This is a genomic window from Idiomarina ramblicola (genome assembly GCF_003987255.1).
GTDB classification, from domain to species: Bacteria; Pseudomonadota; Gammaproteobacteria; order Enterobacterales; family Alteromonadaceae; genus Idiomarina; species Idiomarina ramblicola.
This window is the reverse complement of sequence record NZ_PIQC01000003.1, coordinates 326,922-352,706: the sequence shown is the minus strand read 5'-3', so window position 1 is coordinate 352,706 and position 25,785 is coordinate 326,922. Positions and strand designations below refer to the sequence as shown.

The window sequence follows — 25,785 nt, the reverse complement described above, 5'->3', positions numbered from 1 at the left end:
GAGGTTTTATGTTAGCTCGTATTATCGAAACCTCCATACGTAACTCGTGGATGGTGTTGCTGCTGTTCTTAGGCCTGACATTCTGGGCCTGGCAGTCGCTGCAGCAAACCAAACTGGACGCAATACCGGACTTGTCGGAAGTCCAGGTTATCGTCAAAACCAATTACCCGGGACAAGCGCCGGCGGTGGTGGAAGAGCAGGTAACCTATCCGCTCTCCAGTGTGATGCTGTCCGTACCTAAAGCCACTTCAGTACGTAGTTTTTCGTTTTTTGGTGACTCTTACGTTTACGTTATTTTTGAAGACGGTACCGACCCTTACTGGGCCAGAAGCCGAGTGAACGAATATCTGGATCAGGCACAAAGCCAGCTTCCGGAGCAAGTTCGGCCGGAGTTAGGCCCCGATGCATCCGGCATTGGCTGGGTGTATCAATACGCCTTAGTTGACGAAACCAACCAGCGTAACCTGGGGGAACTGACACGCCTGCAGAATTGGTTCTTAAAACAGGAGCTGCAAAGTGTGCAGGGGGTAGCAGAAATTGCCACGGTTGGTGGTATGGTCGAAACCTATCAGGTGGTGGTGCAGCCGGAAGCTCTCCACCGTTATAACCTGACCCTGAAGCAAATTAAGCAAACCATTCAGCAGGCCAATAACGAAGTGGGCGGCTCCGTGGTTGAAATGGGTGAAGCCGAATACATGGTGCGCGGCTTAGGGTATTTAAAAAGTGTCGAAGACATTCGCAAAATTCCCTTGCCGCTCACATCAGAGCAGCAGGGGACGGTGATGTTGGAAGAAGTGGCTAATATTCGCATTGGGCCCCAGGTACGCCGTGGCATTACAGAGCTGAACGGTGACGGCGAAGTCGTGGGCGGTATTGTCGTGATGCGCCATGGTGAAAACGCCCTACAAACCATTGCCGCCGTTAAAGACAAACTTGAACAGCTCAAGCAGGGCCTGCCAGAGGGGGTTAAGGTGGTGCCGACCTATGACCGTTCAAGCCTGATCCAGGCATCGACAGATAACCTCACCACCAAGCTCATTGAAGAGATGTTCTTTGTCGCTGTGGTGTGCATTTTGTTTCTCTGGCATGCGCGCTCGGCGGTGGTGGCCATTATCAGTTTACCGCTGTCGGTCCTGTTCGCGGTGTGGATCATGAACATGCTGGGTATCAGCGCCAATATTATGAGCCTGGGGGGAATCGCCATTGCTATTGGCGCGCTGGTCGATGCCGCCATTGTCATGATCGAAAACACCCATAAGCATCTGCAGAATTATCAGGAACGGCATCAAATAGTCGCCAAAGGCGCCGCGCGCCTGAAAATTGTTAATGAAGCCTGTCGCGAAGTGGGGCCGTCACTGTTCTTCTCCCTGTTAGTCATTACTGTCAGCTTTGTTCCGGTGTTTGTGCTGCAAGGTCAGCAGGGGCGTCTGTTCGAACCCTTAGCCTATACCAAAACGCTGGCTATGGCCGCCGCCGCAATTATTGCAGTAACGCTGATACCGGTGCTGATTGCTTTACTGGTGCGCGGGAAGATACCTGCAGAGGAAAAGAACTGGCTGTCGCGTGGTTTAATTGCGCTTTACCGACCTTTGTTGGCCTTTACGCTCAAGTTTCCTAAAACCATTATTGTGCTGGCGCTTCTGGTTACCGCAACGGGCTGGCACCCGTATAAGCAGCTTAATTACGAGCTGATGCCGCCACTGCATGAGGGTGACCTCATGTACATGCCCACCACACTGCCTGGTATCAGTGTTGAAAGTGCCGGTAAGCTGCTACAGAAAACCGATGAGCTTATTGCAGAACAACCTGAAGTTGATCGTGTGTTTGGTAAAGTCGGTCGTGCTGACACCGCCACCGATCCGGCACCAATGACCATGATAGAAACCAGCATCACCCTCAAGCCTGAAAGCGAATGGCGTGAAGGAATCACGGTGGACGACATCATTGCTGAGCTGGATGAGCGGGTGCAGATTCCCGGTGTGACCAACGCCTGGGTACAGCCCATTCGTACCCGCATTGAAATGCTGGCCACCGGCGTTAAAACCCCGTTGGCTATTAAAGTCAGCGGTAGTGACTTTCGTGAAATAGAAAAGTTGGCGACCCGGATTGAAAGTACGCTTTCTGAAGAACAGGCGACAGGTTCGGTCATTGCAGAGCGCTCTGGTGGCGGTCGTTATATCGAGATAGAGCCGAAACTGCGTGAGGCTGCCCGTTACGGCATCAGCCAAGGTGACATTCACGATCATATTCAGTACGCCATTGGTGGAGCGAATATTGCGACATCGGTACAGGGTAATGAGCGTTTTCCTATTAACCTACGTTATCCCCGGGAGCAACGCGACCATATCGAAAAGCTGAAAACCCTGCCGGTGAAATCGGCCTCAGGACAATGGCTGACCTTATCCGATGTGGCTGACATTAAGGTGACTCAGGGACCCGCCATGCTGAAAAGTGAAGACGCTCGCTTAAGCAGTTGGGTTTTTATTGAGCCGTCCAAAGGCGTCACGGTTAGCGACTACATTAATCAAGTTAGCGATGCTATGGCGAACCTGGACATTCCGGTTGGTTACAACTGGAGCTGGACCGGGCAATACAAAGCCATGCAACAGGTGGAAAGTGACTTAAAAGAGATTATTCCGCTGACGCTATTGGTTATTTTGTTGCTGCTTTACATGACTTTCCGTTCGTTACCTCAGGCATTGCTGGTCATCGGCACTTTGCCTTTAGCTCTAACCGGCAGCCTGTGGTTGATTTACTTGCTGGATTACAATCTGTCATTGGCGGTTGTTGTCGGCATGATAGCCTTGGCCGGTGTTGCCGCGGAATTCGGCGTGGTCATGCTGTTGTATTTAAACAACGCCTGGAAAGCCGTGGCCTACGATAAAGATCAGCTAAAAGCAGCGGTGGAAGAAGGCGCATTGCTGCGCGTAAGACCCAAAGCCATGACCGTCCTGACCATTATCGTCGGCTTATTACCGATAATGTTGGGCGGCGGTGTCGGTAACGAAGTGATGCAGCGCATCGCCGCCCCTATGGTCGGCGGTATGGTATTAGCGCCGCTAATCTCCATGCTGGTCATTCCTGCCGTGTTCTACTTGGCCCGGAAATAAGATCCGATGTGGCTTGATCCTCTTGCATCAAGGAGAGGTGGGAATGGTGAATGAGGATGGCAGATGTAGAGCGCTGGAGGTTGCAGGGACTATTGAGGAGGACGCCCGTGAATACCTCCCTGTAGGGCTTGGGCAGCGCCATCCATGGCGCTGCACACCTCCTCAATAGTCCGCAGCAACCGTCAGGCGCGCTCTACATCTGCCGCCTTATTCACCACCCCAACTGATGTGAACATCAGGCAACCGAGCAGTCAGGTGAGGCTGTTTAGGTTTTTTCAAAGTAAAAATACCAGGGCTCTGCTTCATCTTCCGTTAAGCGAAAACGGTACAAGAGTGACTCTTGGCCTTTTCTTTTCGGTAATTCTTCTAGTCGGTTAAAGGTGTGCTCATTTTTAGGATTAAAGGCGAAACCTGAAATTACCGTGTCCGCTGGCATACCAAAGGTTGTTAAAGCTATGCTTAAGCTGCAACTTGAGTTTGTCACGTAATTTTCACCGCTGCCTCTCATTATCAAAAAATACTTGGCGTCTAAAGCGTTTAAAAGTCCTTTTACTTTATCGACTCGTTCTTTTACAGAATCGTTAGAATAAAACTGTTCTTCATAGCCAGATGTCTTTCCGGTAACGCTAGATTCAATTTCATTTGCATGAATTCTTAATCGTTTGAAATCTGGATCCTGTAGGAAGGAACAGCCTTCTTGCCGCAGTTGTTTTAGTAAAGCTCTGTGTTCTTTAAAAAGCTCAATCGACTCCCGGTCAGAGGGAGGGGAATCACAGCCTGCAAGTAAAGTAGATAAAACGACTAGTGCACTTAGCGGTATGAATTTTCTCATAAGAAATAGCTCCTTCCTTGTTTACGGTACTGACCAATAGACACTGACATCGCATTGATAAGTGAGACAACCATGTCAGCCAAAACTTTCCCAAATGGCGTTGGCAGCGGGACCCAGCGTTCTGTTTGCAGAGCGTACTAAGTGTATCTCCAGACGTACCTGTTGGATGAACCCGGGAATGGTAATTTCAACCAGTTTGCCCTGCTTAATGGCATCCTGCGCAATATGTTTTGGAATAATGCCCCAGCCGAAACCGGCCATCAGCAGTTCGAACTGAGTGTTAACCTCATTCACCCTTATGCGCTGCTGGCTGGGCAGGCGCAGTACCGAGTCTAAGTTAATGCCAATTTCCAGGTTCTGCGGAACCAGCATCGGCAACTCCAATAAATCCTGGCGGCTTTGCGGTAGGCGTCCAAACTCATTCATTAATGCAGCGGACATAACCACCGTTAACTCAAACGGCGCCACCGGTAAGGTTTCAAAGTCACCGTATTGACGAAACAGAGGGAGCCAGGGGCACAGGGCTAAATCGGCGGTGCCGTTATCAATGCGTTTTAACGCGCGCATTTGCGACTCACCATCCACGTGCAGTTCAGTGGCCGGGTATTGTTGCTGAATGTGCTGAATGCTGGGCACCCAGAGTTTGCTGTCACAGGTATGGTCATAGCACAGCGTCAGCAGCGGCTCGGCGCCATGCTTTAGTTGGTTAGCCAGCGACTGCAGTCGTTGCTGCTGGCGCACTACTTCCTCTGCCTGCCGTAGAAAATGCCGACCCTGTTCGGTGAGTTCTAAGCGATAGCCTTCGCGGTTAAATAAGGCGAACCCGGCGTTTTCTTCCAGCTTTTTTAATGCCATGCTCACAGCTGACTGCGTGCGGTTAAGCTGCTCTGCGGTCTTTTGCAGGCTACCGAGGCGGGCAACGGTGATCATCATGTGCAGGTGGGATAAATTCATTAAGTTTTACTGATGGTCTTTTTAATTTTAATTCAATATAACTGTAACTATACTTGCGGTAAACTTATTCCCATCAAACTTCCCAAAAAACTATCGGAACTTAAGTCATGCGCTGGTTTAAAACTGTTTTAAGCGTCGTTGCTACTGTCACTTTAGTGGCCTGTAGCGAGCAAGCAGAAGTCAATGAAGAGCAGCAAGCGAGACCTGCCCGACTAATGCAGGTAAGCGAAGCCAATGGTCCCCGGCTGCGTGAATTTCCGGCCGTGGTCGAGGCGGCTAAAGTGGCTCAATTGACCTTCCGTGTAGCGGGTGAAATTACTGAGTTGCCGGCGCGTCCGGGCACAGAAGTGAAACAGGGCGAACTCATTGCCCGTCTGGACCCAACCGATTATCAACTGGCCGTAGACCAGGCAAAAGCGCAATATGAGTTAGCGTCATCGCAATACGAACGAAACCAGGTGTTGGTGAGTGAAGGGGTGATGTCAGAGGCGCAATTCGATCAAATCGAATCAGAACTGGCGGTTGCTAAATCCAATTACGAAACAGCCAAAGCCAACCTTCAATACACCAAGCTAACGGCGCCTTTTGACGGCGTTGTCGCAAATTTGGCGGTGGAAGCCTACGAAAATGTTCAGGCTAAGCAGCCCATTGTCACGTTGCAAATCAGCAACGCTATTGATATCAGCATTAACGTGCCCGAGAAGCTCTTTGCCAAGGTAAAAAAGCAAACCGACTATCAGCCGGAAGTGCGCTTCGACGCCGCGCCCGATTTCACCTATCCGGCTCATCTGAAAGAGTGGGACTCGCAGTCTGATGGCGCAACCAATTCCTATGAGGTGGTGTTTACTTTACCCAAGCCGCAGGACATCAATGTTCTGCCCGGCATGACAGCAACGGTTATTGTCGATATCAACCAGGTGCTGCGTTCGTCTCAAATTGGCATGGTTGTACCGGCCAAAGCAATCTTTACCGAAACCAGTGATGCCTCTTATGTCTGGGTCGTCAGCGACGACATGCGGGTGCATAAGCGCAAAGTGAATGTCGGACCAATGACCAACGATGGTTTAACGGTACTGGATGGACTGGAAGCCGGTGAAACGATAGTGACGGCCGGTGTGCATCAGCTGAAGGAGAATCAGCAAGTTCGTGAATGGCAACGCGAACGGGGGCTGTAATGAATATTGCTAAGTACAGTATGGAGCGAAAGACCACCAGCTGGATGTTTTTCCTGGTTCTGCTGATTGGTGGCTTGGTTGCTCTGACCCAGCTTGGGCGTCTGGAAGACCCTAAATTTACCATTAAGCAGGCTATGGTCATTACGCCATACTCCGGAGCTTCGGCGCAGCAAGTCGAGGAAGAGGTGACTTACCGGCTGGAAAACGCTATTCAGGAACTCAGCTACGTGGATAATGTCAGGTCCATTTCGAAACCGGGCTTATCGCAAATAACGGTCGAGATGAAAAGCATCTACCGGGCCGAACACCTGCGTCAAATTTGGGACGAATTACGCCGCAAAATTAACGACGCCAAAACTCAACTTCCTCCCGGAACCGGTGAGCCCATTATTCGCGACGACTTTGCCGATGTGTATGGCGTGATGATGGCCATTACCGGGCCCGACTATTCTTATAAAGACATTGAGCATTACGCGGATTTTTTACGCCGCGAACTGGTGCTTATTGACGGGGTCGGCAAAGTCATGCTGGCTGGCGAGCAACAAGAGCAGGTGGTGGTCGAGGTTTCGCGCTCACGGCTGGCTAACTTTGGGGTTCCACCCAGTCGTATTGCCGGTTTGCTGCAAACACAAAATGCGGTAGCGAATGCGGGCCGGGTAACGGTCGATCAGGAAGCGCTGCGCATTGCCACCAGTGGCGAGTTTGCCAATGTTGAGGATATGGCCAAGCTGGTGATCAGTAACCCGGGTGCCAATGAGCGTATTTACTTAAGTGACGTGGCGACCATCTATCGGGAAACCAAAGACATTCCTGATCATGTGGTGCGTTACAACGGGCAAGCCTCGCTTTGGCTGGCTCTGTCTTTTGCGGACAACGTTAACGTGGTCGAAGTGGGTGAGCGCATCCAAAAGCGGCTGGATGAGCTCGATTATGCCAAACCGATAGGGATGTCAGTCGACCGTATTTATGATCAACCGCACCAGGTTGAAAACTCGGTCAATGGCTTTTTGCTGAACCTGGTTGAAGCCGTCGCTATTGTTATTATTGCACTGTTGCTGACCATGGGTTTTCGCAGTGGCCTGCTTATTGGCACCGTGTTACTGCTGACGGTTCTGGGCACCTTTATTTTCATGCGTCTGGGCGATATTAACCTACAGCGGGTGTCGCTGGGTGCGTTGATTATTGCTCTGGGTATGCTGGTGGACAACGCCATTGTCATTGCCGATGGCATCATGGTCGGTATGCGCCGGGGTATGAGTAAAGTAGAAGCCGCGGTTAGCGTGGTGAAGCAAAATCAGTGGCCGCTACTGGGCGCTACCATAATTGGCATTATTGCCTTCGCACCTATTGGCTTGTCGTCAGACGCCACCGGCGAGTTTGCCGGAAGTTTGTTTTGGGTGCTGCTTATTTCTTTACTACTGAGCTGGGTAACGGCACTGACGCTTATTCCGTTTTTAGCCGATCGCTTATATTCCGCGAAAGACATTGGTGATGGCAATGACCAGGACGATGTGTTCTCCCACCCGGTGTACCGTGGCTACAAAAAAATGCTGGCGGTGTGTCTGCGTCACCGCATTGTCAGCATGGTTGTGATGGTAGCGATGCTGGTCGCTGCTGTTGCCGGGTTTGGACAGGTGAAGCAGGCGTTCTTCCCGCCATCGACAACGCCATTATTCTATGTCGATCTCTGGTACCCGCAGGGCACCGATATTCGTCATACTGAGCAGGACTCCAAGCGCCTGGAGGACTATCTGCTGGAGAAAAGTGAAGTGACCTCAGTGGCCACGACCATAGGCCAGGGTGCGCCACGTTTTACCCTGACGTACCTGGTGGAGAAAAGCTACGAAAGTTACGCGCAATTGTTGGTCAGGGTAGAAGACAAAGACACCATGGATGTTTTAATGAAGGACATCCGTCAGCGTCTTCGTGAAGAGCACCCGGATGTTGAGGATAAACTGATACGGGTCGAAATTGGCCCGGCAACACCGGCAAAAATTGAAGCGCGTTTCTCGGGCCCCGATATTGATGTACTGCGCCAGTTAAGTAAGAAGGCACAGACCATTCTGTCTGAAGACAAAGGCGCGGTGAATATTCGATCGGACTGGCGTCACCCGACCAAGTTGCTGCGTCCGCAATATGATGAAGCCGCGGGTCGTCGGGCCGGTATTACCAAAGAAGACGTGAATAATCTGCTGTTAGCTAACTTTGTAGGCCGGCAAATTGGTGTTTACCGCGACGGGACCGACTTGCTGCCTATTGTGCAGCGCGCTCCTGCGGCAGAACGTGTTGATCTGGATAACTGGCAGGAGCTGCAAATTTACAGCCCGGTGTTCGACCGTTTTGTGCCGCTGGCGCAAGTGGCCCGCTCGGTTGATGTCACCTGGGAAGATCCGCTCATTCTTCGACGTGACCGTAAGCGAACACTCACCGTTATGGCGGATCATGATTTACTCAGCGATGAAACCGCGGCTCAGGTATTTGAACGTGTCCGACCCGAACTGGAAGCTATTGAGTTGCCGCTGGGCTACGAGCTGACTTGGGGCGGGGAACACGAAGCCTCGGGTAAAGCGCAAAAAGCACTGTTTGGCGCACTGCCAATGGGCTTCTTGATTATGTTTATCATTACCGTGTTGCTATTCAACAGCATTCGTCAGGCGGCGGTGCTCTGGACCACTGTGCCGCTTTCCATTATTGGTGTGACTGTCGGGCTGTTGTTGCTGGATAAGCCCTTTGGTTTTATGGCCTTACTCGGTTTTCTCAGTTTGTCCGGCATGCTCATTAAAAATGGCGTGGTGTTGCTGGAGCAGGTCAATACAGAGCTGGATGCCGGTAAAGAAGCCGTTCAAGCCTTAAGTGATGCCGCCGTCAGTCGTGTTCGTCCGGTCGGAATGGCAGCAGCAACCACCATTTTAGGGATGATACCGCTGCTGTTTGATGACTTCTTTGCCAGCATGGCAACGGTCATCATGTTCGGTCTGGGTTTTGCCACCGTTCTGACCTTATTTGTGGTTCCCGTCATGTACGCCATAGTCCAAAGAGTACCGCGCCCGTAACCCGGGCGCATTCATCTTGTTTATACCCTGAATTATCTGATTTATAGCCCTCTGTCATGGGAATTTAACCTTAAAATCCGTATAATGCGCCGCACTAGTGAACCGTCTAGAATTCATGCAAGCAAATGAGAGGTAATATCAGTGCTTAAAGAATATCGTCAGCACGTGGAAGAGCGCGCCGCAGAAGGCATCCCTCCTAAACCATTAAACGCCGAGCAAGTGGCCGATTTAGTGGAATTACTGAAAAATCCCCCGGCAGGCGAGGAAGATTTCCTGGTTGAACTGCTGGCCGAGCGTGTACCACCGGGTGTGGATGAAGCTGCGTACGTAAAAGCGGGCTTCTTAAGCGCCGTTGTTAAGGGCGAAATTGAAAGCCCGGTCGTGAGCAAAGAATACGCAGTTAAACTACTGGGTAACATGCACGGCGGCTACAACATCGTCACGTTAGTGGAATTGCTGGACGATTCTCAGCTGGCTGAACTGGCGGCAAAAGAATTAAAAGAAACCATCTTAATGTTCGACGCCTTCCACGACGTGGAAGAGAAAATGAAAACCGGCAATGCGCTGGCGAAAGAAGTGGTTGAATCCTGGGCCAATGCCGAGTGGTTCACCAACAGCGACCAACTGGCTAAGTCAATTAAAGCAACCGTCTTTAAAGTGACCGGCGAAACCAACACTGACGACCTGTCTCCGGCACCGGATGCCTGGTCTCGTCCGGACATTCCTCTGCACGCAAAAGCTATGTACAAAATGCCACGCGAAGGCATTACTGATGCAGGCAAGCAGATTGAAGAACTAAAAGAAAAAGGTCACCCGGTTGCCTTCGTTGGCGACGTCGTGGGTACCGGTTCGTCGCGTAAGTCGGCAACCAACTCCGTATTGTGGAACATTGGTGAAGACATGCCGGGCACACCGAACAAACGTGCCGGCGGTATCTGCATCGGCTCTAAAGTCGCGCCTATTTTCTTCAATACCATGAAAGACGCTGGTGCGTTGGTATTTGAAGCTGACGTCGAAAAAATGAACATGGGCGATATCATCACTATCTACCCATACGAAGGCAAAATCGAGAACGAAGCCGGCGAAGTTATTGCCGAGTACGATTATGCGTCTCGCGTTATTTTAGATGAAGTGCGTGCCGGTGGCCGTATTAACCTGATCATTGGTCGTGGCCTGACAGAAAAAGCTCGTGAATCTCTGGGCATGGGTCCTTCCGACTTATTCCGTAAGCCAGAACAACCAGCCGACAGCGGCAAAGGTTTCTCGCTGGCGCAGAAACTGGTCGGTAAAGCTTGTGGTATGGAAGGTGTTCGTCCGGGCGCGTACTGCGAACCTAAGATGACCACTGTAGGCTCTCAGGATACCACGGGCCCTATGACTCGTGACGAGCTAAAAGACTTAGCCTGCCTTGGTTTTAACTCAGACCTGGTAATGCAGTCGTTCTGTCACACCGCCGCGTATCCTAAGCCGGTTGACGTTGAAACTCAGCACACTTTGCCTGACTTCATCATGAACCGTGGCGGCGTAAGCTTGCGTCCGGGTGACGGTATAATCCACAGCTGGCTGAACCGTATGTTGTTGCCAGACACGGTTGGTACCGGTGGTGACTCACACACGCGTTTCCCGCTGGGCATTTCATTCCCGGCAGGCTCTGGTCTGGTTGCGTTCGCCGCAGCGACCGGTGTTATGCCACTGGATATGCCAGAATCTGTACTGGTGCGTTTCAAAGGCGAAATGCAGCCGGGTATCACCCTGCGTGACTTGGTACATGCCATTCCTGCGTTTGCTATCAAAGAAGGTCACCTGACCGTTGATAAGCGTGGCAAGAAAAACATCTTCTCGGGTCGTATCTTAGAAATCGAAGGTCTTGATAACCTGACCGTTGAGCAGGCATTTGAATTATCGGATGCATCAGCTGAGCGTTCAGCCGCCGGTTGTACCATCGACTTGTCTGAAGAGTCGGTTGCTGAGTACTTGCGTTCAAACATCACGATGCTGCGTTGGATGATCAACGAAGGCTACGGCGACACACGTACACTGGAACGTCGTGCCCGTAAGATGGAAGATTGGTTAGAAAATCCAGAGCTGACTCGTGCGGACAAAGACGCTGACTACTCAACGGTTATCGAAATTGATCTGAACGACATTAAAGAGCCAATTGTTTGTTGCCCGAACGACCCGGACGACGCTAAATTCCTGAGTGAAGTTGCCGGCGACAACGTCGACGAAGTCTTCATTGGTTCGTGCATGACCAACATTGGTCACTTCCGTGCAGCGGGTAAATTGTTAGAGAAAAACTCTGACCCATTGAATACGCGTTTGTGGATTGCACCACCAACGAAAATGGACAAAACCCAGCTGGAAGCCGAAGGTTATTACGACATTTATGAGCGTAACGGCGTTCGTACCGAAATGCCGGGCTGTTCACTGTGTATGGGTAACCAGGCACGGGTAGAAGCGGGCGCAACGGTACTGTCTACTTCAACACGTAACTTCCCGAACCGCTTAGGTGACGGCGCAAACGTTTACCTGACCTCTGCAGAGCTTGCAGCTGTCGGTGCTATTGTTGGTCGTCTGCCAACTCCGGAAGAATACCTGGAATACGCACAAGACATCAACGCAATGGCTGGCGAAGTCTACAAATACCTGAACTTCGACCAGATGGATGCCTTCCGCGACGCAGAAAAAGCGGCCAAGGAAAACATCATCCCAACCATCAACGTGGCTTAATGAGTGCTTAGGTTGCAAGGACTCTTTACGAGGACGCCCGCAAGTACTTCCCTGTAGGGCTTGGGCAGCGCCATCCATGGCGCTGCACACCTCGTTAAGAGTCCTCGCAACCGTTGATCGCACTCATTAGCAACTTATAAAACCGCTTCGGCGGTTTTTTTGTGCCCGATATTCAGTAGCTTGATGTTCACATCCGGTGAGATATCCTGGCTTGCAGGTGGTCTATTTATAGTCTATATTTAGACTGTTCAGTCGGGAGAGAGCTATGCAGATAAAAACCATTAGTTACATTAAGCAAAATGCGGCGTCACTGGACGTTGAGGAACCTATTGTGGTCACTCAAGGTGGAAATCCGGTATACCGTATTGAGTCAGAAGCCAGCGCTCGACAGAGAGACGAAGCTATCGCGACACTTAAATTGATGAATCTGGCTGAACGGGATATTCGAAATCAGAATCTACTATCTCTTAGCGAAGCAAAAGAAAGGCTAGAGCGTGAGCTTAGCACAAAGAAGTTTGAGCTTTAGCCTTCAATTATGAACTACGATGTTCATTTTACCGAGCTCAGTTATAAGACTCTGGCTGTTTTAACTCGCTATATGGAATCTTTTCTGGGTCAGGAAGAAGCTATTAGGTTAGGTCATCAACTGCTTGATTTCGCCACCAATAAACTCGGCGATAACCCTTTGCAATTCCCCATTTCTCATGAACTTGAGACGTTAGGTATCACTGACTATCGAGTAATGCTAGTAGATAATTATAAGATCTTATTTCGTCTGGATGAGAAAGATAAAACGAGTTACGTCATGGCCTTTCTGCGACAGAAACAGAATACCCAAGAGTTGCTTTATCAAATAACAATTTCCTGAGTGAACAAATCAACTATCAGAAACGGCGAAGAAAGTCAGGTCGGAGTTGAGCTTAAAAGTTAGGCTGATTCAGGCAGTGAATAATGAGTGCGCAGATGGTTATAAGGGCTTTTCAGGAGGTGTGCAGCGCCATGGATGGCGCTGCTCAAGCCCTACAGGGAAGTACTTGCGGGCGTCCTCCGGAAAAGCCCTTGTAACCTCAGCACTCATGGTTCAATGCCGTTATTTCTGCTCAGCAATCCAGTCGTTGATGTGTTGTTCTAGTACTTTCAGTGGCACACTGCCGTTTTCCAGTACCGCATCGTGGAATTCACGGATGTCGAACTTATCACCTAACTGCTGTTCTGCTTCGCTGCGCAAACGCTTAATAGTTAGTTCGCCCAGCTTGTACGAAAGTGCCTGCGCAGGCCAGGTAATGTAACGGTCAATTTCGGTTTTCACATTATGCAGTGACAACGCAGTATTATTGGCCATAAAGTCCATTGCGCGTTCACGACTCCAGCCTTTGGCATGCATGCCGGTATCAACCACTAAGCGTGCCGCACGCCACATTTCGTAGCTCAAGCGACCAAAGTTGCTGTAAGGGTCTTCATAAAATCCGGCTTCCAGACCTAAGTACTCAGAATACAAGCCCCAGCCTTCACCAAAAGCCGAAATGTAGGTCTGTTGACGGTATTCCGGTACATCTTCTAATTCGCCGGCAATGGCGTTTTGCAAATGGTGGCCCGGTACGGCTTCGTGCAGTGTCAGTGCTTCCATTTGGTACAGAGGACGACGATCTAACGCATAAGTATTGACCCAATAGAAACCTGCACGGTCATCGCGATTGGTCCCTGAATAACGGCCGGTGGTGTATTTCGGTGCAATTTCTTCTGGAACTGGAGCAATGCCGTATGGCTTACGCGGTAAGGTTTTGAACAGCTTAGGTAATTCACCGTCCATCTTCTTCGCTATCCAGGCCGCATACTGCAGTAATTCTTCCGCGCTTTCAGGATAAAACTGGTCGTCGGTACGTAAAAACTCAACAAACTCGTCAAAATCACCGTCAAAACCGCTGGCTTCAATCGCTTCGAGCATTTCACCGCGAATGCGTGCTACTTCCTGCAGACCCATTTGATGGATTTCATCAGCGGTCATATCCAGTGTGGTGTAATGCTTAATGCGGTTTTGATAAAAGGCCTCACCATTCGGCAGTTCACTGGCACCAATGCTCTCGCGTGAGTTGGGCAGGTACTCGGTGACCATAAAGTTAAAGTAGTCGTCGTAAGCTGGCATGACCTGATTATCAATGGCGGTCAGTGCATCTTCCTTCAACTGCTCCCATTGTTCACTATCAACAAAGCCGGGTTGCTGAGAAAAAGGTGAGAAGTAAACGCTTTCTTTAGCATCCTGTACAATGTACGCCAGTATGCTCTCTTCAAAGCCGGCCATAGCCGCTGCAGGCTGGGTATAACCTTCTTCTATCGCTTTGCGCAACCAATGCGTTTGTTGTTCCATATAACGTGGAATGGAGCGCAGTTTTGCAATGTAATTCTGATAGTCTTCAGCCGATGAGAATGATGTATACGACGGCATAAACGCTAGCGAGCTATGAAAGCTACCTTCCGCTGTTAACGGCATATAATGCGCATTGAAACGGTATTCATCCACTTTGTTCTTTAACGTATAGTGGATCATGGCATGGTTGATTTGGTCATCCCGGCTAAGCGCATTAAGGTTAATGGCGTTCAGCTGTTCAAGCCATTGCGAGCGCTGCTGGTAGCGCTGCTCCAGCGCTTCTGGCGACATATCAGTCAACTCGGTATCACTGGACTTATTCAGTCCTTCCCAGATAGTGTCAGCGAGCTGATGAAACTCAGCAGCCGGCGTTTGTTGTTGAGCACTGCTGCGCTGGGTTTGGTTATCTGTTGTTGTCGCGCAGGCGGCGAGCCCAAGCAAACTAAAAATAAGTATCAGATTACGCATGATTTTTCCTTGCGGTGTCATAACGAATACAGGCATTCTATAATGCCTCGTGCGCTATTTAATGTAAAAGCGAATAGAACGAACCCACAAAAATAACAGTTAAACGGGAGAATAGGGTGGATAAAGCTCAGTCAGGAGTCTACGCGGAACCTAATCTGCATGGTCTGACGTTGTTTTGTCATGTCATGAGCGACGATGTCGAGAGTTTACGTCGCAAACTCGCCCGCTTTCCAGCGATTTTACGCGATCTTGACGCCCGCTTTTCAGAAGCCATGTTAACAGGCTTTGTGGCCATAGGTGCAGACTACTGGGATATTCTCTATCCACATAAGCGACCACTGCATCTGCAGGCTTTCCCGGAACTGTCCGATGGCGACCGGGAAGCACCACGGCATCCCTATGATCTCATTATTCAAATTCGTTGCGATCGTTTCGACGCTAACTATCTGGCCGGGCGTACGTTAATTGAATGGTTTGGTTATGACATTGAAGTGGTCGAACAAATTCGCTCGTTTCGTTATCTCGACGGCCGTGATTTAACCGGCTTTATCGATGCTCCGGATAATCCGCGCGGTATGCGTAAACGCAACGTCGCTCTGGTTGAAGAGAAAGACGACGCAGACTTTGTCGACGGCAGCTACTTATTTGTACAGAAGTTTCGTCACGACCTGCGCCGTTGGGACCAACTGGGTCCGGAAAAACAAGAACAATTAATGGGGCGCGAGAAAGTGTCCGGAGAACGTTTGTCAGAAGCGAAAATTGAAGGCGTGACACACGCCGCTAAAAGCCGACTAATGAATGCGAACGAAGAACCTATTCCTTTATTGCGGCAGAATATGCCCTGGGGCGATCTGCGTGAGCAAGGGCTGTTGGCGATGTACTTTAGTCACACACCTAAAGCGGTGGTGCAGTGGCTAAAAACGCGTTATTACGCCGATGATCAAGGTGCTTATGATCCTTTACTTGATTACTCTCAGGCGGTGTCCAGTTCCGGTTTCTTCGTTCCTTCACGGCGTTTTATGGAAGACAACAAAGACGTATCGGGCTATGACGCCTCGGATTACGAAGAGGGCAGTACCGCCTGATTTGCGAACAGCTCCCGGACCTTTCGCAAGGTAAAGTCAATATCGGCAACCTTGAGTGGCGCAATAAAAATCGTATCGTCACCGGCAATGGTACCCAGTACCCCTTCTTTTTTACCGACTGAGTCAAGCAACCGGGCAATTAACTGCGCAGCGCCCGGGCTGGTGCGAATAATGACCATGACATCATTATGCTGAATATCCAGTACAAGCTGGCTTAATGGTGCTCTGGTGGAAGGTACCGCTAAATCAGGCGGTAAACAGTAGACCATTTCTTGTTTTGCATTGCGGGTACGAACCGCCCCTTGCTTACTCAGCATGCGCGACACTTTTGACTGACTAATATTGTCAAAGCCCGCCGTTTTCAGGGCGTTAACGATTTCTCCCTGAGAGCCATAACGCTCTTCGCGGAGCAGGGTTTTAAAAGCTTCAAGCAACGTGTCTTGCACCATGAGAGAGTTAAATTCCTATGCTGATTACATGCTATAATGAGCACCAGTGTACTGCATAAAGATACGCTATTCGAGTACTGAATGCGTGCGGCTCAAAGTTGTATTTTTAGTGATATTGGAGTACAGTTTTGCGCCAAATTCTGCATTTTTATGCAGTTAAAATTGACTAACAAAAACGGAGTCTGAGATGAAAGTAGCCGTATTAGGTGCGGCCGGTGGTATCGGCCAGGCATTGTCATTGCTTCTGAAAACCCAATTACCCGCAGGTTCAGAATTATCGCTGTATGACGTTGCGCCAGTAGTTCCAGGTGTAGCGGTTGACTTAAGTCACATCCCTACCGACGTGAAAGTAACAGGCTTCGGTAAAGACGACCTTGCGTCTGCATTGGTTGGCAGCGACATCGTATTAATTCCAGCCGGTGTACCGCGTAAGCCGGGTATGGACCGCTCTGACCTGTTCAACATGAACGCAGGCATCGTTAAAAACTTAGTACAAGGCGTTGCAGACAACTGCCCTGACGCTTGTATTGGTATCATCACCAACCCGGTAAACACCACGGTTCCAATTGCTGCCGAAGTCCTGAAAAAAGCAGGCTGCTACGATAAGCGTAAATTGTTTGGTGTCACGACTCTGGACGTTATCCGTTCAGAAGCATTCGTAGGTGAGTTGCGTGGTCTGAACCCGGAAAACGTTAACGTACCGGTTATCGGTGGTCACAGTGGTACAACTATCTTGCCATTGCTGTCTCAGGTTGACGGCGTTGAGTTTACCGAGCAAGAAATCAAAGACTTAACTCACCGTATCCAGAATGCCGGTACCGAAGTTGTCGAAGCGAAAGCCGGCGGCGGTTCAGCAACCTTGTCTATGGGTCAGGCCGCAGCACGTTTCGCTCTGTCACTGTTGAAAGGCCTGCAAGGTCAGGACACTATTGAGTGCACCTACGTAGAAGGCCCAGGCGACAACGCTAAGTTCTTCGCACAGCCAGTACGCTTAGGCAAAAACGGCGCAGAAGAAATCCTTTCTTACGGCAAACTCAGTGCATTCGAACAAAAATGCATGGACGACATGCTAGACGGCCTGAAAGGCGACATCCAAACTGGCATCGACTTCGCCAGCTAAGCTGAAAAAACTTTCAGCAATCCGCTTTTGAAAATATTGGGGCGGCTATTACAGGAGACGCTACAAGCTCATCCATGAGCGCTCGACGAAGGCCGTCCCTGGCCTTCGACGCTCCTGTAATAGCCGCCCCAACATTTCCGCGCTACTTGCTGAAAGTTATCTCAGCACTTTCTCCAGATAACCCACAATGGCATATCGCCAATACTGACCAACCTCAATATTTCCCTGCTAATTGCTGAAGAGCGCTTCATTGATATTTTAAACAGGATCAATGTTTAAATATCTCAACCGAAACAGAGTGTTAGTTTAAATTCTCAGGCTAAGGAAATGGTTGATGGTCAGGCTGTTGGATTGCGAGCGTTACGAGTGTTGAAGGTTTCTCTGGCGGAGTGTCGAAGGCCAAGGATGAGGATGCTAACTGGAAATGCCTAAAGCGGGAAGGGTTCTGTTTCGGAGGTGTGTAGCGCCATGGATGGCGCTACCCAAGCCCTACAGGGAAGTACTTGCGGGCGTCCTCCGAAACAGAACCCGATCCCCCAAGGCATTTCTTTTCTCCAAGCCTGCTTAAGTCACCCGGTCGACTGCCAGGTGGGTTAGGGTGAGCAGGGCTTGTTTGTAGTCGGAGTCCGGGAGTTCGTTTAAGGACTCACGCGCTTGTTCGGCGGCTTCCAGCGCTTTGTTTCGGGTGTATTGTAAAGCCCCGGTTCGCTCCATCGCGGTTAGCACGGTTTGTAAGTGATCACGCCCGTCACCTTGTTCAATGGCTTCGCGAATCAGCTTCTGTTCTACGTCGTTGCCGTGCCACATAGCATACAACAACGGCAGCGTTGGCTTACCTTCCGCTAAGTCATCTCCGGCATTCTTACCCATCGAATCGCTGTCCGCAGTGTAATCGAGTAAATCGTCAACCAACTGAAACGCGGTACCCAGGTAACGACCGTAATCAGCCAATTGTTGTGTTACTTTTTCGTCTTGTGCGGTTAATACACCAGCCAGCTCGGTTGCGGCTTCGAACAGTTTAGCGGTTTTGCCGTAAATAACATTAAAGTAGCTGGCTTCTGAGGTTTCGGGATCATTACAGTTCATTAACTGCAACACTTCGCCTTCAGAAATAACGTTGGTGGCGTCCGCTAAAATACGCAGAATTCGGAGCGAGTCTAAATCGACCATTAATTGGAAAGCGCGGGTATAAAGGAAGTCACCAACCAGTACGCTGGCTTCATTACCAAACACCGCATTGGCAGTTTTGCGTCCGCGGCGCAGCTCCGATTCATCAACGACATCGTCGTGCAGCAGGGTCGCGGTATGAATAAACTCGATAATCGTAGCAAGTTTGCGATGATCGCTGCCTTCGTAACCCAGAGCCCGGCACGCTAATATGGCAAGCAGCGGGCGTAAGCGTTTACCGCCACTGTTGACAATATAGAGGCCTAACTGGTTAATTAAGGCAACGTCCGATTGAAGTTGTTCACCTATTAAGGCATTAACCCCAAGCATATCGTCTTTGGCTAATGCGTTAATGGACTGCATATCCATCATAGATATCTGTTTATTTACAAAATTTAACGGAAAAGGGATGGTACACTATTTATAGCGGCGCGGAAACTCAATCCGCGGCAGATGGCGTAGCCTTTAAGTTCAAATAAAGGGTTGCGATCGTTGTCGGGATTACGTACAATTCGCGCCCTGATTTGAATTTGGATGCCCAATAGGGTTGTGGAGAATAATATGTACGCAGTATTCCAAAGTGGCGGTAAGCAGCACCGTGTGTCTGAAGGCCAAATCGTCCGCCTGGAAAAACTGGAAGCAGCTACCGGTGATGTAGTTGAATTCGACCAGGTTTTGATGGTTTCTGACGGCAACGATGTAAACATCGGTGCTCCGTTCGTGTCCGGTGGTAAAGTGAAAGCGGAAGTGATTGATCACGGTCGTGGCGATAAAATTAAAATCGTTAAGTTCCGTCGTCGTAAGCACTCTCGCCGTCAACAAGGCCATCGTCAGTGGTTCACGGAAGTGAAAATCACTGGTATCAACAGCTAATTAAGGAGTAACGACATGGCACATAAAAAGGCTGGTGGTTCTACTAAAAACGGTCGCGACTCAGAGAGTAAACGTCTCGGTGTTAAGCGCTTCGGTGGTGAGTCTGTATTAGCAGGCAACATCCTGGTTCGTCAACGTGGTACTAAGTTCCATGCTGGAGCGAACGTTGGTATTGGTAAAGACCACACATTGTTTGCAACCTCAGAAGGCAAAGTGTCTTTTGACGTGAAGGGCAGCAAAAACCGTAAATTCGTGAGCGTTATTACTGACTAATAACGTGAACACAAACTGAAAAGTTTCGGTTCTGAAAGCCCTGCCTTACGGCGGGGCTTTTTCATATGTGCTAGAATTTTGCACAGTATTCGACAAGTGATAAGTAGCAGATTGCGATGAAATTCGTTGATGAAGTAGAAATCCGCGTAGACGCGGGTGACGGTGGTAATGGTTGTATCAGTTTCCGTCGCGAGAAGTATATTCCCAAAGGCGGCCCTGACGGCGGCGATGGTGGCGACGGCGGTGACGTTTATCTGCAAGCAGATGAGAACCTGAATACGCTTATTGACTATCGTTTTGAACGTTTTCATAAAGCCGAGCGCGGCAAAAACGGTATGGGTAAAAACTGCACCGGCAGGCGCGGTAACGATATCGTTTTGCCTGTTCCTCCGGGTACCCGGGCTACCGATGTCGATACGGGCGAAGTTCTTGGCGATCTAACTAAGCACGGTCAGCGTTTAATGGTGGCCAAAGGCGGTTTCCATGGCCTGGGTAATACACGCTTTAAAAGCAGTGTTAACCGCGCGCCAAGGCAGAAAACCGATGGCACGCCGGGCGAAGTACGCCCGTTGAAGCTGGAATTGATGCTGTTGGCAGACGTGGGTCTGCTGGGTATGCCAAATGCGGGTAAATCGACCTTTATCCGCTCCGTATCTGCGGCACGTCCCAAAGTAGCGGACTACCCGTTTACCACCTTGATACCTAACCTCGGTGTTGTGCGTCCTGCGCCGCATCAAAGTTTTGTTATCGCCGATATTCCGGGCCTCATTGAAGGTGCGGCTGAAGGCGCAGGGCTTGGCATACAATTTCTGAAGCATTTAGAGCGTTGTCGCTTATTGTTGCACTTGGTCGACTTAGCACCATTTGATGAAACTGACCCTGCTGAGCAGGCGCGTATCATCATCAACGAACTGGAAAAATACAGCCCGAAACTGGCAGAAAAACCTCGCTGGCTGGTGATCAATAAAGTCGATTTGTTGCTGGACGAAGAAGTTCAGGAAAAAGTGGATGAGCTGGTTAAAGCTCTGGACTGGGATGGTCCGGTATTCCAAATTGCGGCTCTGGAAGGGCGTGGCAGTGATGCGCTTTGTCGGGAAATAATCTCCTACCTGGAAACCCTCCCTGCGCCAAGCACTGAGCAGCAGGAAGAAGCCGATCCGGTTGAGTTTATGTGGGATACGTACCACGAAGAAGTGCTGGAAGAAGAGCTTGATGATGAAGATGATGACGACGACGATGATGATCATGACGTCGAAGTGATTTATCAGAAGTAGCCTGACATTCATGTCAGGCGAGGTAGTGTTTCCTGACGCAAAGGTCAGGCAACGAATTAAGGGTATTGCCGAATGAAAATATCGCTAGTGGTCGCAATGGCAGATAACCGGGTCATCGGAAAAGATAATAAAATGCCATGGCATCTTCCGGACGAGTTGCAATATTTCAAGAAAATTACCTTAGGTAAGCCAATTGTTATGGGGCGACGCACTTTTGAATCCATTGGCCGACCGTTACCCGGACGTAAAAATATCGTTCTAAGCCGTCGAACGGATCATTCGGAAAATCAGGACAGTCAGGTTGTTTGGGTGTCCGGAGTACAACAGGCGATAGCCGCTGCAGGTCCGGTTGATGAATTGATGATCATTGGCGGTGGAAAAATTTATGAAAAATTTTTGCCCCTGGCAGACCGACTATATGTTACTAAAATAGATCTAAATGTTGAGGGCGATACCTACTTTCCTGACTATCAGCAAGTCGCCGACTGGCAAGAGGTTGAGCGGCAAAACTTTGCCGCTGATGAGCGTAACTCGCATAATTTTAGTACTCTTATTTTCGACAGAAAAAGTTAATAAGAAGTTATAAATTCAGACACTTACATGAATTTCAGGCCATTGCAGAGGGCTGGAGTTCGTAGTATCATCTTGATGAATTTTTGAGCAATCTTGTGATGGGGTTTTAGATGAAAGCGATTGTATTAGGGGCCGTGATGGCTGCTGTTGCAGCAACAGGCGCAACATTTTCAAAGAGCGCAGAAGCAAATGAATTAGCTTTGAGCTTGTGCACGTACGTACAGGGTGATGACACTATGCGTATGCGTAAGAAACTGCGCGATTCTCGTGTCCGTGTACGCGATATCTACAGCGGTATTCAGTGTAACGGTCAAAGCTTACTGCAATTCGCAATGGCAAATGGCTCACAAGATATCGGTGAATTCATTGTTGGTCGTCTGTCTGTAGACGAACTGAAAGGCTCTGGCGACTACGAATGGGCTCAGTCTAACGGCCATGGCGGCAGCGCTATTGCTGCAGCGATTAAAGAGCGCGCCGGTCTGTAATTAAAGACGTGTTTCGTATTGATGAAAACCCGCAAAATTGTTTTTGCGGGTTTTTTTACATCTTCTAACAATTCAATCAGTCACTTACCTTGTAATTCTCCCCTGTTCTCTACGACAATAGATCCGTTACGTATACAAACGGAATCGCTATGAAACAATGGATGGCATTATCTTTGCCGCTGGTGTTGCTGGGACTCTTCCCGCAAGTCAGCCAGGCGCAGACAAAAACCACTGAAGCTGCAAGTTGTTATTTGCCCGGTGTGCAGGAACAATTGCACTGTGGCACTGTGTCAGTTCCCGAAAATTATGAACAGCCAGACGGAAAGCATATTGGTATTCACTACGCTGTTCTGCCGGCCGTGCAGGAAGGCGCAAAACCCGACCCGATGCTGATTTTGGCCGGTGGGCCGGGGCAGGCGGCCACTGAGTTGGCTCCCATGATAGCGCGGATGTTCGAAGCGGTTCGTCAGAAGCGCGATATTCTGTTGATTGATCAGCGTGGCACAGGCAAAAGTCATCCGCTTGAATGTGATATCGAACGCCCCGACGAGTTAATCCGTGCTGATGACGAACAAGATCTGCAAGCCTTGAGTCGCGAATGCCTGCAGCAATACCCGGACACCGATACAACCCAGTATCATACGGTTAATGCAGTCAAGGATTTTGAACGTGTACGCGAACACTTAGGCATAGAGCAACTTAACCTTTATGGCGGCTCTTATGGGACCCGCGTCGGGCTCACTTATTTGCGCGAAGCGCCGGGGTCGGTTCGCACCGCCACCCTCGATGCCATTGCGCCGCCTCAGGTTGTTATTGGTCCTTTCGGACAACATGGTGCCGCCGCATTTGATGCCATGATAGAAGACTGCTCAGAGCAAACAGCTTGCCGCGAGAAGTTTCCAAACCTTGAACAAGAATATTATGAGGTGATGGCTGAACTTGAAGCTCAGGATATCTTATTGGAAACACGCGATCCTTTGTCCTTCGAGCCTCTGGAAATTAAACTGACACCAGGGCGTTTCAGCTCCATTATGCGAGTGGCTTTATATCACCCGAATACTCGTCAACTTTTACCTTATGCTATCCATTCTGCTGCAGCAGGAGACTACCACGCCATTCTTGGACTCATGGGCGGCACCATGTCGCAAAGCAGTATCTATTTGGGGTTAATGTTGTCGGTCGTATGTTCTGAAGATCTACCGCGTGCCACACCAGAACTGCTTGAGCAAGACGGTAACAACCAGTTTATTGGCAGTCGTACCGGTGACGCTTTCGTCGATATGTGTTCGGGTTGGCGCTCATCGAGTGTGCCTGCTTATTGGTCCGATCCTGTGGTTAGTGACAAGCCTGTATTGTTATTATCCGGAGAGTTAGATCCGGTGACACCACCCGAGTGGGGTGAAATCGCACACCGGACATTACCAAACAGTAAGCACTTAGTTGCACCGAATGCAGGTCACACTGTCGCCAGTCATACCTGTGCCAATCAACTTATTTCGGACTTTATTGAACAAGCGTCTATTGAAAGTATTGACGGCAGTTGCTTAGAGAAACAAAGACTGAAACCCTTTGTCCTGAATCAGAATGCGGCGGGGCTATAAAACATGATTAATGTAGATGCACTCACAAAATCATTTAAAAATGTGCAGGCGCTGGATTCGCTCTCATTTCAGGCAAAAGATGGGGAAATTACCGGGCTACTGGGACCTAATGGCGCGGGCAAAACGACCTGTCTGCGCATTATTTACGGACTGCTGCAGTCGGATACCGGAAAAGCTGAAATTGAAGGGGTGGATGCGAACATTAATCCCATTGGGGCGCGCCGAAATTTGGGTATATTTCCCGACAAGTTCGGTTTGTACGAGCGCTTAACGGTACGTGAACAAGTGGCATACTTCGCCGGATTACACGGCCTTAAAGGCAAAGAGCAAAAAACAGCGGTAGAAAAAGTCATAGAAAAACTCGATATCGCAGAGCTTGCAGACCGTCGTACGGCTGGCTTCTCACAAGGGCAACGAATGAAAGTCGCCTTAGCTCAGGCATTGGTACACAGCCCCAAACACTTAATTTTGGATGAGCCAAGCCGCGGGCTCGATGTTATGAGCACCCGAATTTTACGAGATGTTCTGCGCGAGCAACGCGCTCAGGGCACCTGTATCCTCTTTTCCAGCCACGTGATGCAGGAAGTTGCAGCCCTTTGCGACCGTGTTGTGGTGATGGCCAATGGCAAAGTTGCGGCAGAAGGAACGCCGCAAGAGCTGTGCGACATGACAGGCGAGCCACAACTGGAAGACGCTTTCGTGAAGATTATTGGTACCGACGAGGGGATAGCAGCCTGATGAGCGCATTAACCTCCGTATGGAAAAAAGAATTTCGTGACGCAATTCGAGACAAGCGCTCCGTTTTGGCGGCAATGTCTTACGCGTTTTTCGGCCCCATGCTAATGGCCGTTGCCTTCTTTTTTCTGATAACACAACTGACCGATCAGGCGGACGTCGAAATTACCATTGAAGGTAAAGAAAACGCCCCGCAACTCGTTGAATTTCTAGGCGAGCGTGGTGTTGTTGCTAAAGAAGGGGACTGGGCAAAAACCGAAACGCCTATCGTACTAACTCTGCCTGAAAACTGGCAACAACGTATCCGCGAAGCAGAGCCGGTAGAAGTCACCTTGCGCGCTGACTGGTCAGCACAAAAGCAGCAAACCGACATTAAGCGGGTAGAGCAGGCGGTACAAGCCTATTCGAGTCAAATAGCTGCTTATAGACTCACCCTGAGAGGCGTTGATCCCCGCGTTGTGCAACCTGTGCAGCTACAAAAGCAAGATTTAGCTACCCGTGGCTCTAAGGCGGCATTGATTATGGGCAGTGTGCTGGTGTTCATTATTTTGTCCGTATTCTGGTCCGGAATGAACGTCGCCATTGATATCAGTGCCGGCGAACGTGAACGTAATTCACTGGAATTTTTACTTAGTCAGCCGTTAAGTACCTGGGATATCGTTACCGGTAAAGCACTGACTGCAACCTCGTTCTCCTTGTTCGGCGCAATACTGTCACTGGTACTCATTCCCATTATTTTCGCTTATGTGCCCCTGCACGAAATTGGCATGAACGTGAACTTTAGCGTAGGCATGATGCTATTAATGTTTATCTTATTGATACCGCTGGCCTTATTCGCTACCGCCTTGCAGCTGTTCGTGTCCTTCCGGGCCAAGAACTTTAAAGAAGCACAGACCTATATCAGCTTCTTGCTAATCATCCCAATGGCAGCATCATTTGGTGTTGAATTCGCGCGCCTTAAAAACCCAATTCTCTACTACCTGCCACTAACCGGTCAGCATCAGGCGTTCCTGTCACTGATACGCGGCGAAAGTGTCAACGTTATGGGAACAGTAATAAGCGCCATCGCCACCCTGGCAGCCGCACTACTGCTCATGAAGTACATAGCTCGAATGCTCAAAAGCGAAAAAATCGTCTTCGGCCTGTAGCGAGCGCTGAGGTTACAAGGGCCATTGTGGAGGACGCCCGTAAATACATCCCTGTAGGGCTTGGGCAGCGCCATCCATGGCGCTGCACACCTCCACAATAGCCCTGTGTAACCGTCGGGCGCGCTCGCTGTCTTCCGCTTCAGTTAAGAAGCCACTTAAGCCGTGATGAGAGAGGTTAGAAGGGCAGGCTGTTCACTTGTGAGCGTTACGAGTGTTGAAAGCCTCTGTGGCGGAGTGTCGAAGGCCATGGATGGCCTTCGTCAAGCCCTCATGGATGAGCTCGTCGCGTCTCCGTCACAGAGGCTTTCAACGCTC

Annotated in this window: 21 protein-coding genes; 16 read left to right on the top strand and 5 right to left on the bottom strand. The window is 49.8% G+C overall.

Annotation, left to right across the window (positions count from 1 at the left end; translation table 11 throughout):
- The first annotated feature begins 8 nt into the window (after positions 1 to 8).
- On the top strand, positions 9 to 3,110 hold the full coding sequence (locus CWI78_RS04950) for an efflux RND transporter permease subunit (RefSeq protein ID WP_126780830.1): 3,102 nt from the start codon (positions 9 to 11) through the stop codon (positions 3,108 to 3,110).
- Between the two features lie 265 nt (positions 3,111 to 3,375).
- Here the strand turns inward: CWI78_RS04950 and CWI78_RS04945 are convergent, their stop codons facing one another.
- Together CWI78_RS04945 and CWI78_RS04940 are read right to left on the bottom strand one after the other, a co-directional pair.
- Entirely contained in the window at positions 3,376 to 3,942 is a 567-nt protein-coding gene (locus tag CWI78_RS04945; protein ID WP_126780828.1) for an EexN family lipoprotein, read from the bottom strand.
- Between the two features lie 75 nt (positions 3,943 to 4,017).
- On the bottom strand, positions 4,018 to 4,896 hold the full coding sequence (locus CWI78_RS04940) for a LysR family transcriptional regulator (RefSeq protein WP_126780826.1): 879 nt from the start codon (positions 4,894 to 4,896) through the stop codon (positions 4,018 to 4,020).
- Positions 4,897 to 5,003: 107 nt separating this feature from the next.
- Between CWI78_RS04940 and CWI78_RS04935 the strand changes: the two genes are divergently transcribed.
- The 5 genes from CWI78_RS04935 to CWI78_RS04915 all read left to right on the top strand — a co-directional run bounded on the left by CWI78_RS04935 (position 5,004) and on the right by CWI78_RS04915 (position 12,722).
- Positions 5,004 to 6,071 (top strand): efflux RND transporter periplasmic adaptor subunit, encoded by a 1,068-nt coding sequence (locus CWI78_RS04935; RefSeq protein WP_126780824.1) that lies wholly within the window; start codon positions 5,004 to 5,006, stop codon positions 6,069 to 6,071.
- Positions 6,071 to 9,124: an efflux RND transporter permease subunit gene (locus tag CWI78_RS04930; RefSeq protein ID WP_126781048.1), complete on the top strand. Its 3,054-nt coding sequence runs from the start codon at positions 6,071 to 6,073 to the stop codon at positions 9,122 to 9,124. The genes CWI78_RS04935 and CWI78_RS04930 overlap by 1 nt, the downstream gene beginning before the upstream one ends.
- 141 nt (positions 9,125 to 9,265) lie before the next feature.
- On the top strand, positions 9,266 to 11,854 hold the full coding sequence (acnB, locus tag CWI78_RS04925) for a bifunctional aconitate hydratase 2/2-methylisocitrate dehydratase (RefSeq protein WP_126780822.1): 2,589 nt from the start codon (positions 9,266 to 9,268) through the stop codon (positions 11,852 to 11,854).
- Positions 11,855 to 12,119: 265 nt separating this feature from the next.
- Positions 12,120 to 12,380: a type II toxin-antitoxin system Phd/YefM family antitoxin gene (locus CWI78_RS04920; protein ID WP_126780820.1), complete on the top strand. Its 261-nt coding sequence runs from the start codon at positions 12,120 to 12,122 to the stop codon at positions 12,378 to 12,380.
- Positions 12,381 to 12,389: 9 nt separating this feature from the next.
- The gene (locus tag CWI78_RS04915; RefSeq protein ID WP_126780818.1) at positions 12,390 to 12,722 is read left to right on the top strand and encodes a type II toxin-antitoxin system RelE/ParE family toxin; all 333 of its coding nucleotides are present in this window, start codon (positions 12,390 to 12,392) and stop codon (positions 12,720 to 12,722) included.
- A gap of 222 nt (positions 12,723 to 12,944) precedes the next feature.
- Here the strand turns inward: CWI78_RS04915 and CWI78_RS04910 are convergent, their stop codons facing one another.
- On the bottom strand, positions 12,945 to 14,687 hold the full coding sequence (locus tag CWI78_RS04910) for a DUF885 domain-containing protein (protein ID WP_126780816.1): 1,743 nt from the start codon (positions 14,685 to 14,687) through the stop codon (positions 12,945 to 12,947).
- A 116-nt stretch (positions 14,688 to 14,803) separates the two neighbouring features.
- Between CWI78_RS04910 and CWI78_RS04905 the strand changes: the two genes are divergently transcribed.
- Positions 14,804 to 15,772, top strand: a complete 969-nt coding sequence (locus CWI78_RS04905; RefSeq protein WP_126780814.1) for a Dyp-type peroxidase — start codon at positions 14,804 to 14,806, stop codon at positions 15,770 to 15,772.
- Here the strand turns inward: CWI78_RS04905 and argR are convergent.
- On the bottom strand, positions 15,748 to 16,221 hold the full coding sequence (gene argR / locus CWI78_RS04900; RefSeq protein ID WP_126780812.1) for a transcriptional regulator ArgR: 474 nt from the start codon (positions 16,219 to 16,221) through the stop codon (positions 15,748 to 15,750). The genes CWI78_RS04905 and argR overlap by 25 nt on opposite strands.
- A 187-nt stretch (positions 16,222 to 16,408) precedes the next feature.
- Here argR and mdh point away from each other — a divergent pair, with 187 nt between their 5' ends.
- Positions 16,409 to 17,341: a malate dehydrogenase gene (gene mdh / locus CWI78_RS04895; RefSeq protein WP_126780810.1), complete on the top strand. Its 933-nt coding sequence runs from the start codon at positions 16,409 to 16,411 to the stop codon at positions 17,339 to 17,341.
- 564 nt (positions 17,342 to 17,905) lie between these two features.
- On the opposite strand, the gene ispB is transcribed toward mdh, so the two are convergent.
- Complete coding sequence (gene ispB / locus CWI78_RS04890; RefSeq protein ID WP_126781046.1) at positions 17,906 to 18,877, bottom strand: octaprenyl diphosphate synthase; 972 nt, start codon at positions 18,875 to 18,877, stop codon at positions 17,906 to 17,908.
- Between the two features lie 192 nt (positions 18,878 to 19,069).
- Here ispB and rplU point away from each other — a divergent pair, with 192 nt between their 5' ends.
- The 8 genes from rplU (at position 19,070) to CWI78_RS04850 (ending at position 25,470) form a co-directional block, all read left to right on the top strand.
- Positions 19,070 to 19,381 carry a 50S ribosomal protein L21 gene (rplU, locus tag CWI78_RS04885; RefSeq protein WP_011233736.1) on the top strand — a complete coding sequence of 104 codons (312 nt, stop codon included), beginning with the start codon at positions 19,070 to 19,072 and terminating at the stop codon, positions 19,379 to 19,381.
- Between the two features lie 15 nt (positions 19,382 to 19,396).
- On the top strand, positions 19,397 to 19,654 hold the full coding sequence (rpmA, locus tag CWI78_RS04880; RefSeq protein ID WP_011233737.1) for a 50S ribosomal protein L27: 258 nt from the start codon (positions 19,397 to 19,399) through the stop codon (positions 19,652 to 19,654).
- Between the two features lie 116 nt (positions 19,655 to 19,770).
- Positions 19,771 to 20,928, top strand: coding sequence for an Obg family GTPase CgtA (cgtA, locus tag CWI78_RS04875; RefSeq protein WP_126780808.1), 1,158 nt, complete (start codon positions 19,771 to 19,773; stop codon positions 20,926 to 20,928).
- Positions 20,929 to 21,000: 72 nt separating this feature from the next.
- The gene (gene folA / locus CWI78_RS04870) at positions 21,001 to 21,501 is read left to right on the top strand and encodes a type 3 dihydrofolate reductase (protein ID WP_126780806.1); all 501 of its coding nucleotides are present in this window, start codon (positions 21,001 to 21,003) and stop codon (positions 21,499 to 21,501) included.
- A gap of 110 nt (positions 21,502 to 21,611) precedes the next feature.
- Positions 21,612 to 21,986, top strand: coding sequence for a DUF3718 domain-containing protein (locus CWI78_RS04865; RefSeq protein ID WP_126780804.1), 375 nt, complete (start codon positions 21,612 to 21,614; stop codon positions 21,984 to 21,986).
- A gap of 149 nt (positions 21,987 to 22,135) precedes the next feature.
- Complete coding sequence (locus tag CWI78_RS04860; RefSeq protein WP_126780802.1) at positions 22,136 to 23,587, top strand: alpha/beta hydrolase; 1,452 nt, start codon at positions 22,136 to 22,138, stop codon at positions 23,585 to 23,587.
- 3 nt (positions 23,588 to 23,590) lie between these two features.
- Positions 23,591 to 24,325, top strand: coding sequence for an ATP-binding cassette domain-containing protein (locus tag CWI78_RS04855; RefSeq protein WP_126780800.1), 735 nt, complete (start codon positions 23,591 to 23,593; stop codon positions 24,323 to 24,325).
- On the top strand, positions 24,325 to 25,470 hold the full coding sequence (locus CWI78_RS04850; protein ID WP_126780798.1) for an ABC transporter permease: 1,146 nt from the start codon (positions 24,325 to 24,327) through the stop codon (positions 25,468 to 25,470). The genes CWI78_RS04855 and CWI78_RS04850 overlap by 1 nt, the downstream gene beginning before the upstream one ends.
- Positions 25,471 to 25,785 lie beyond the last annotated feature (315 nt).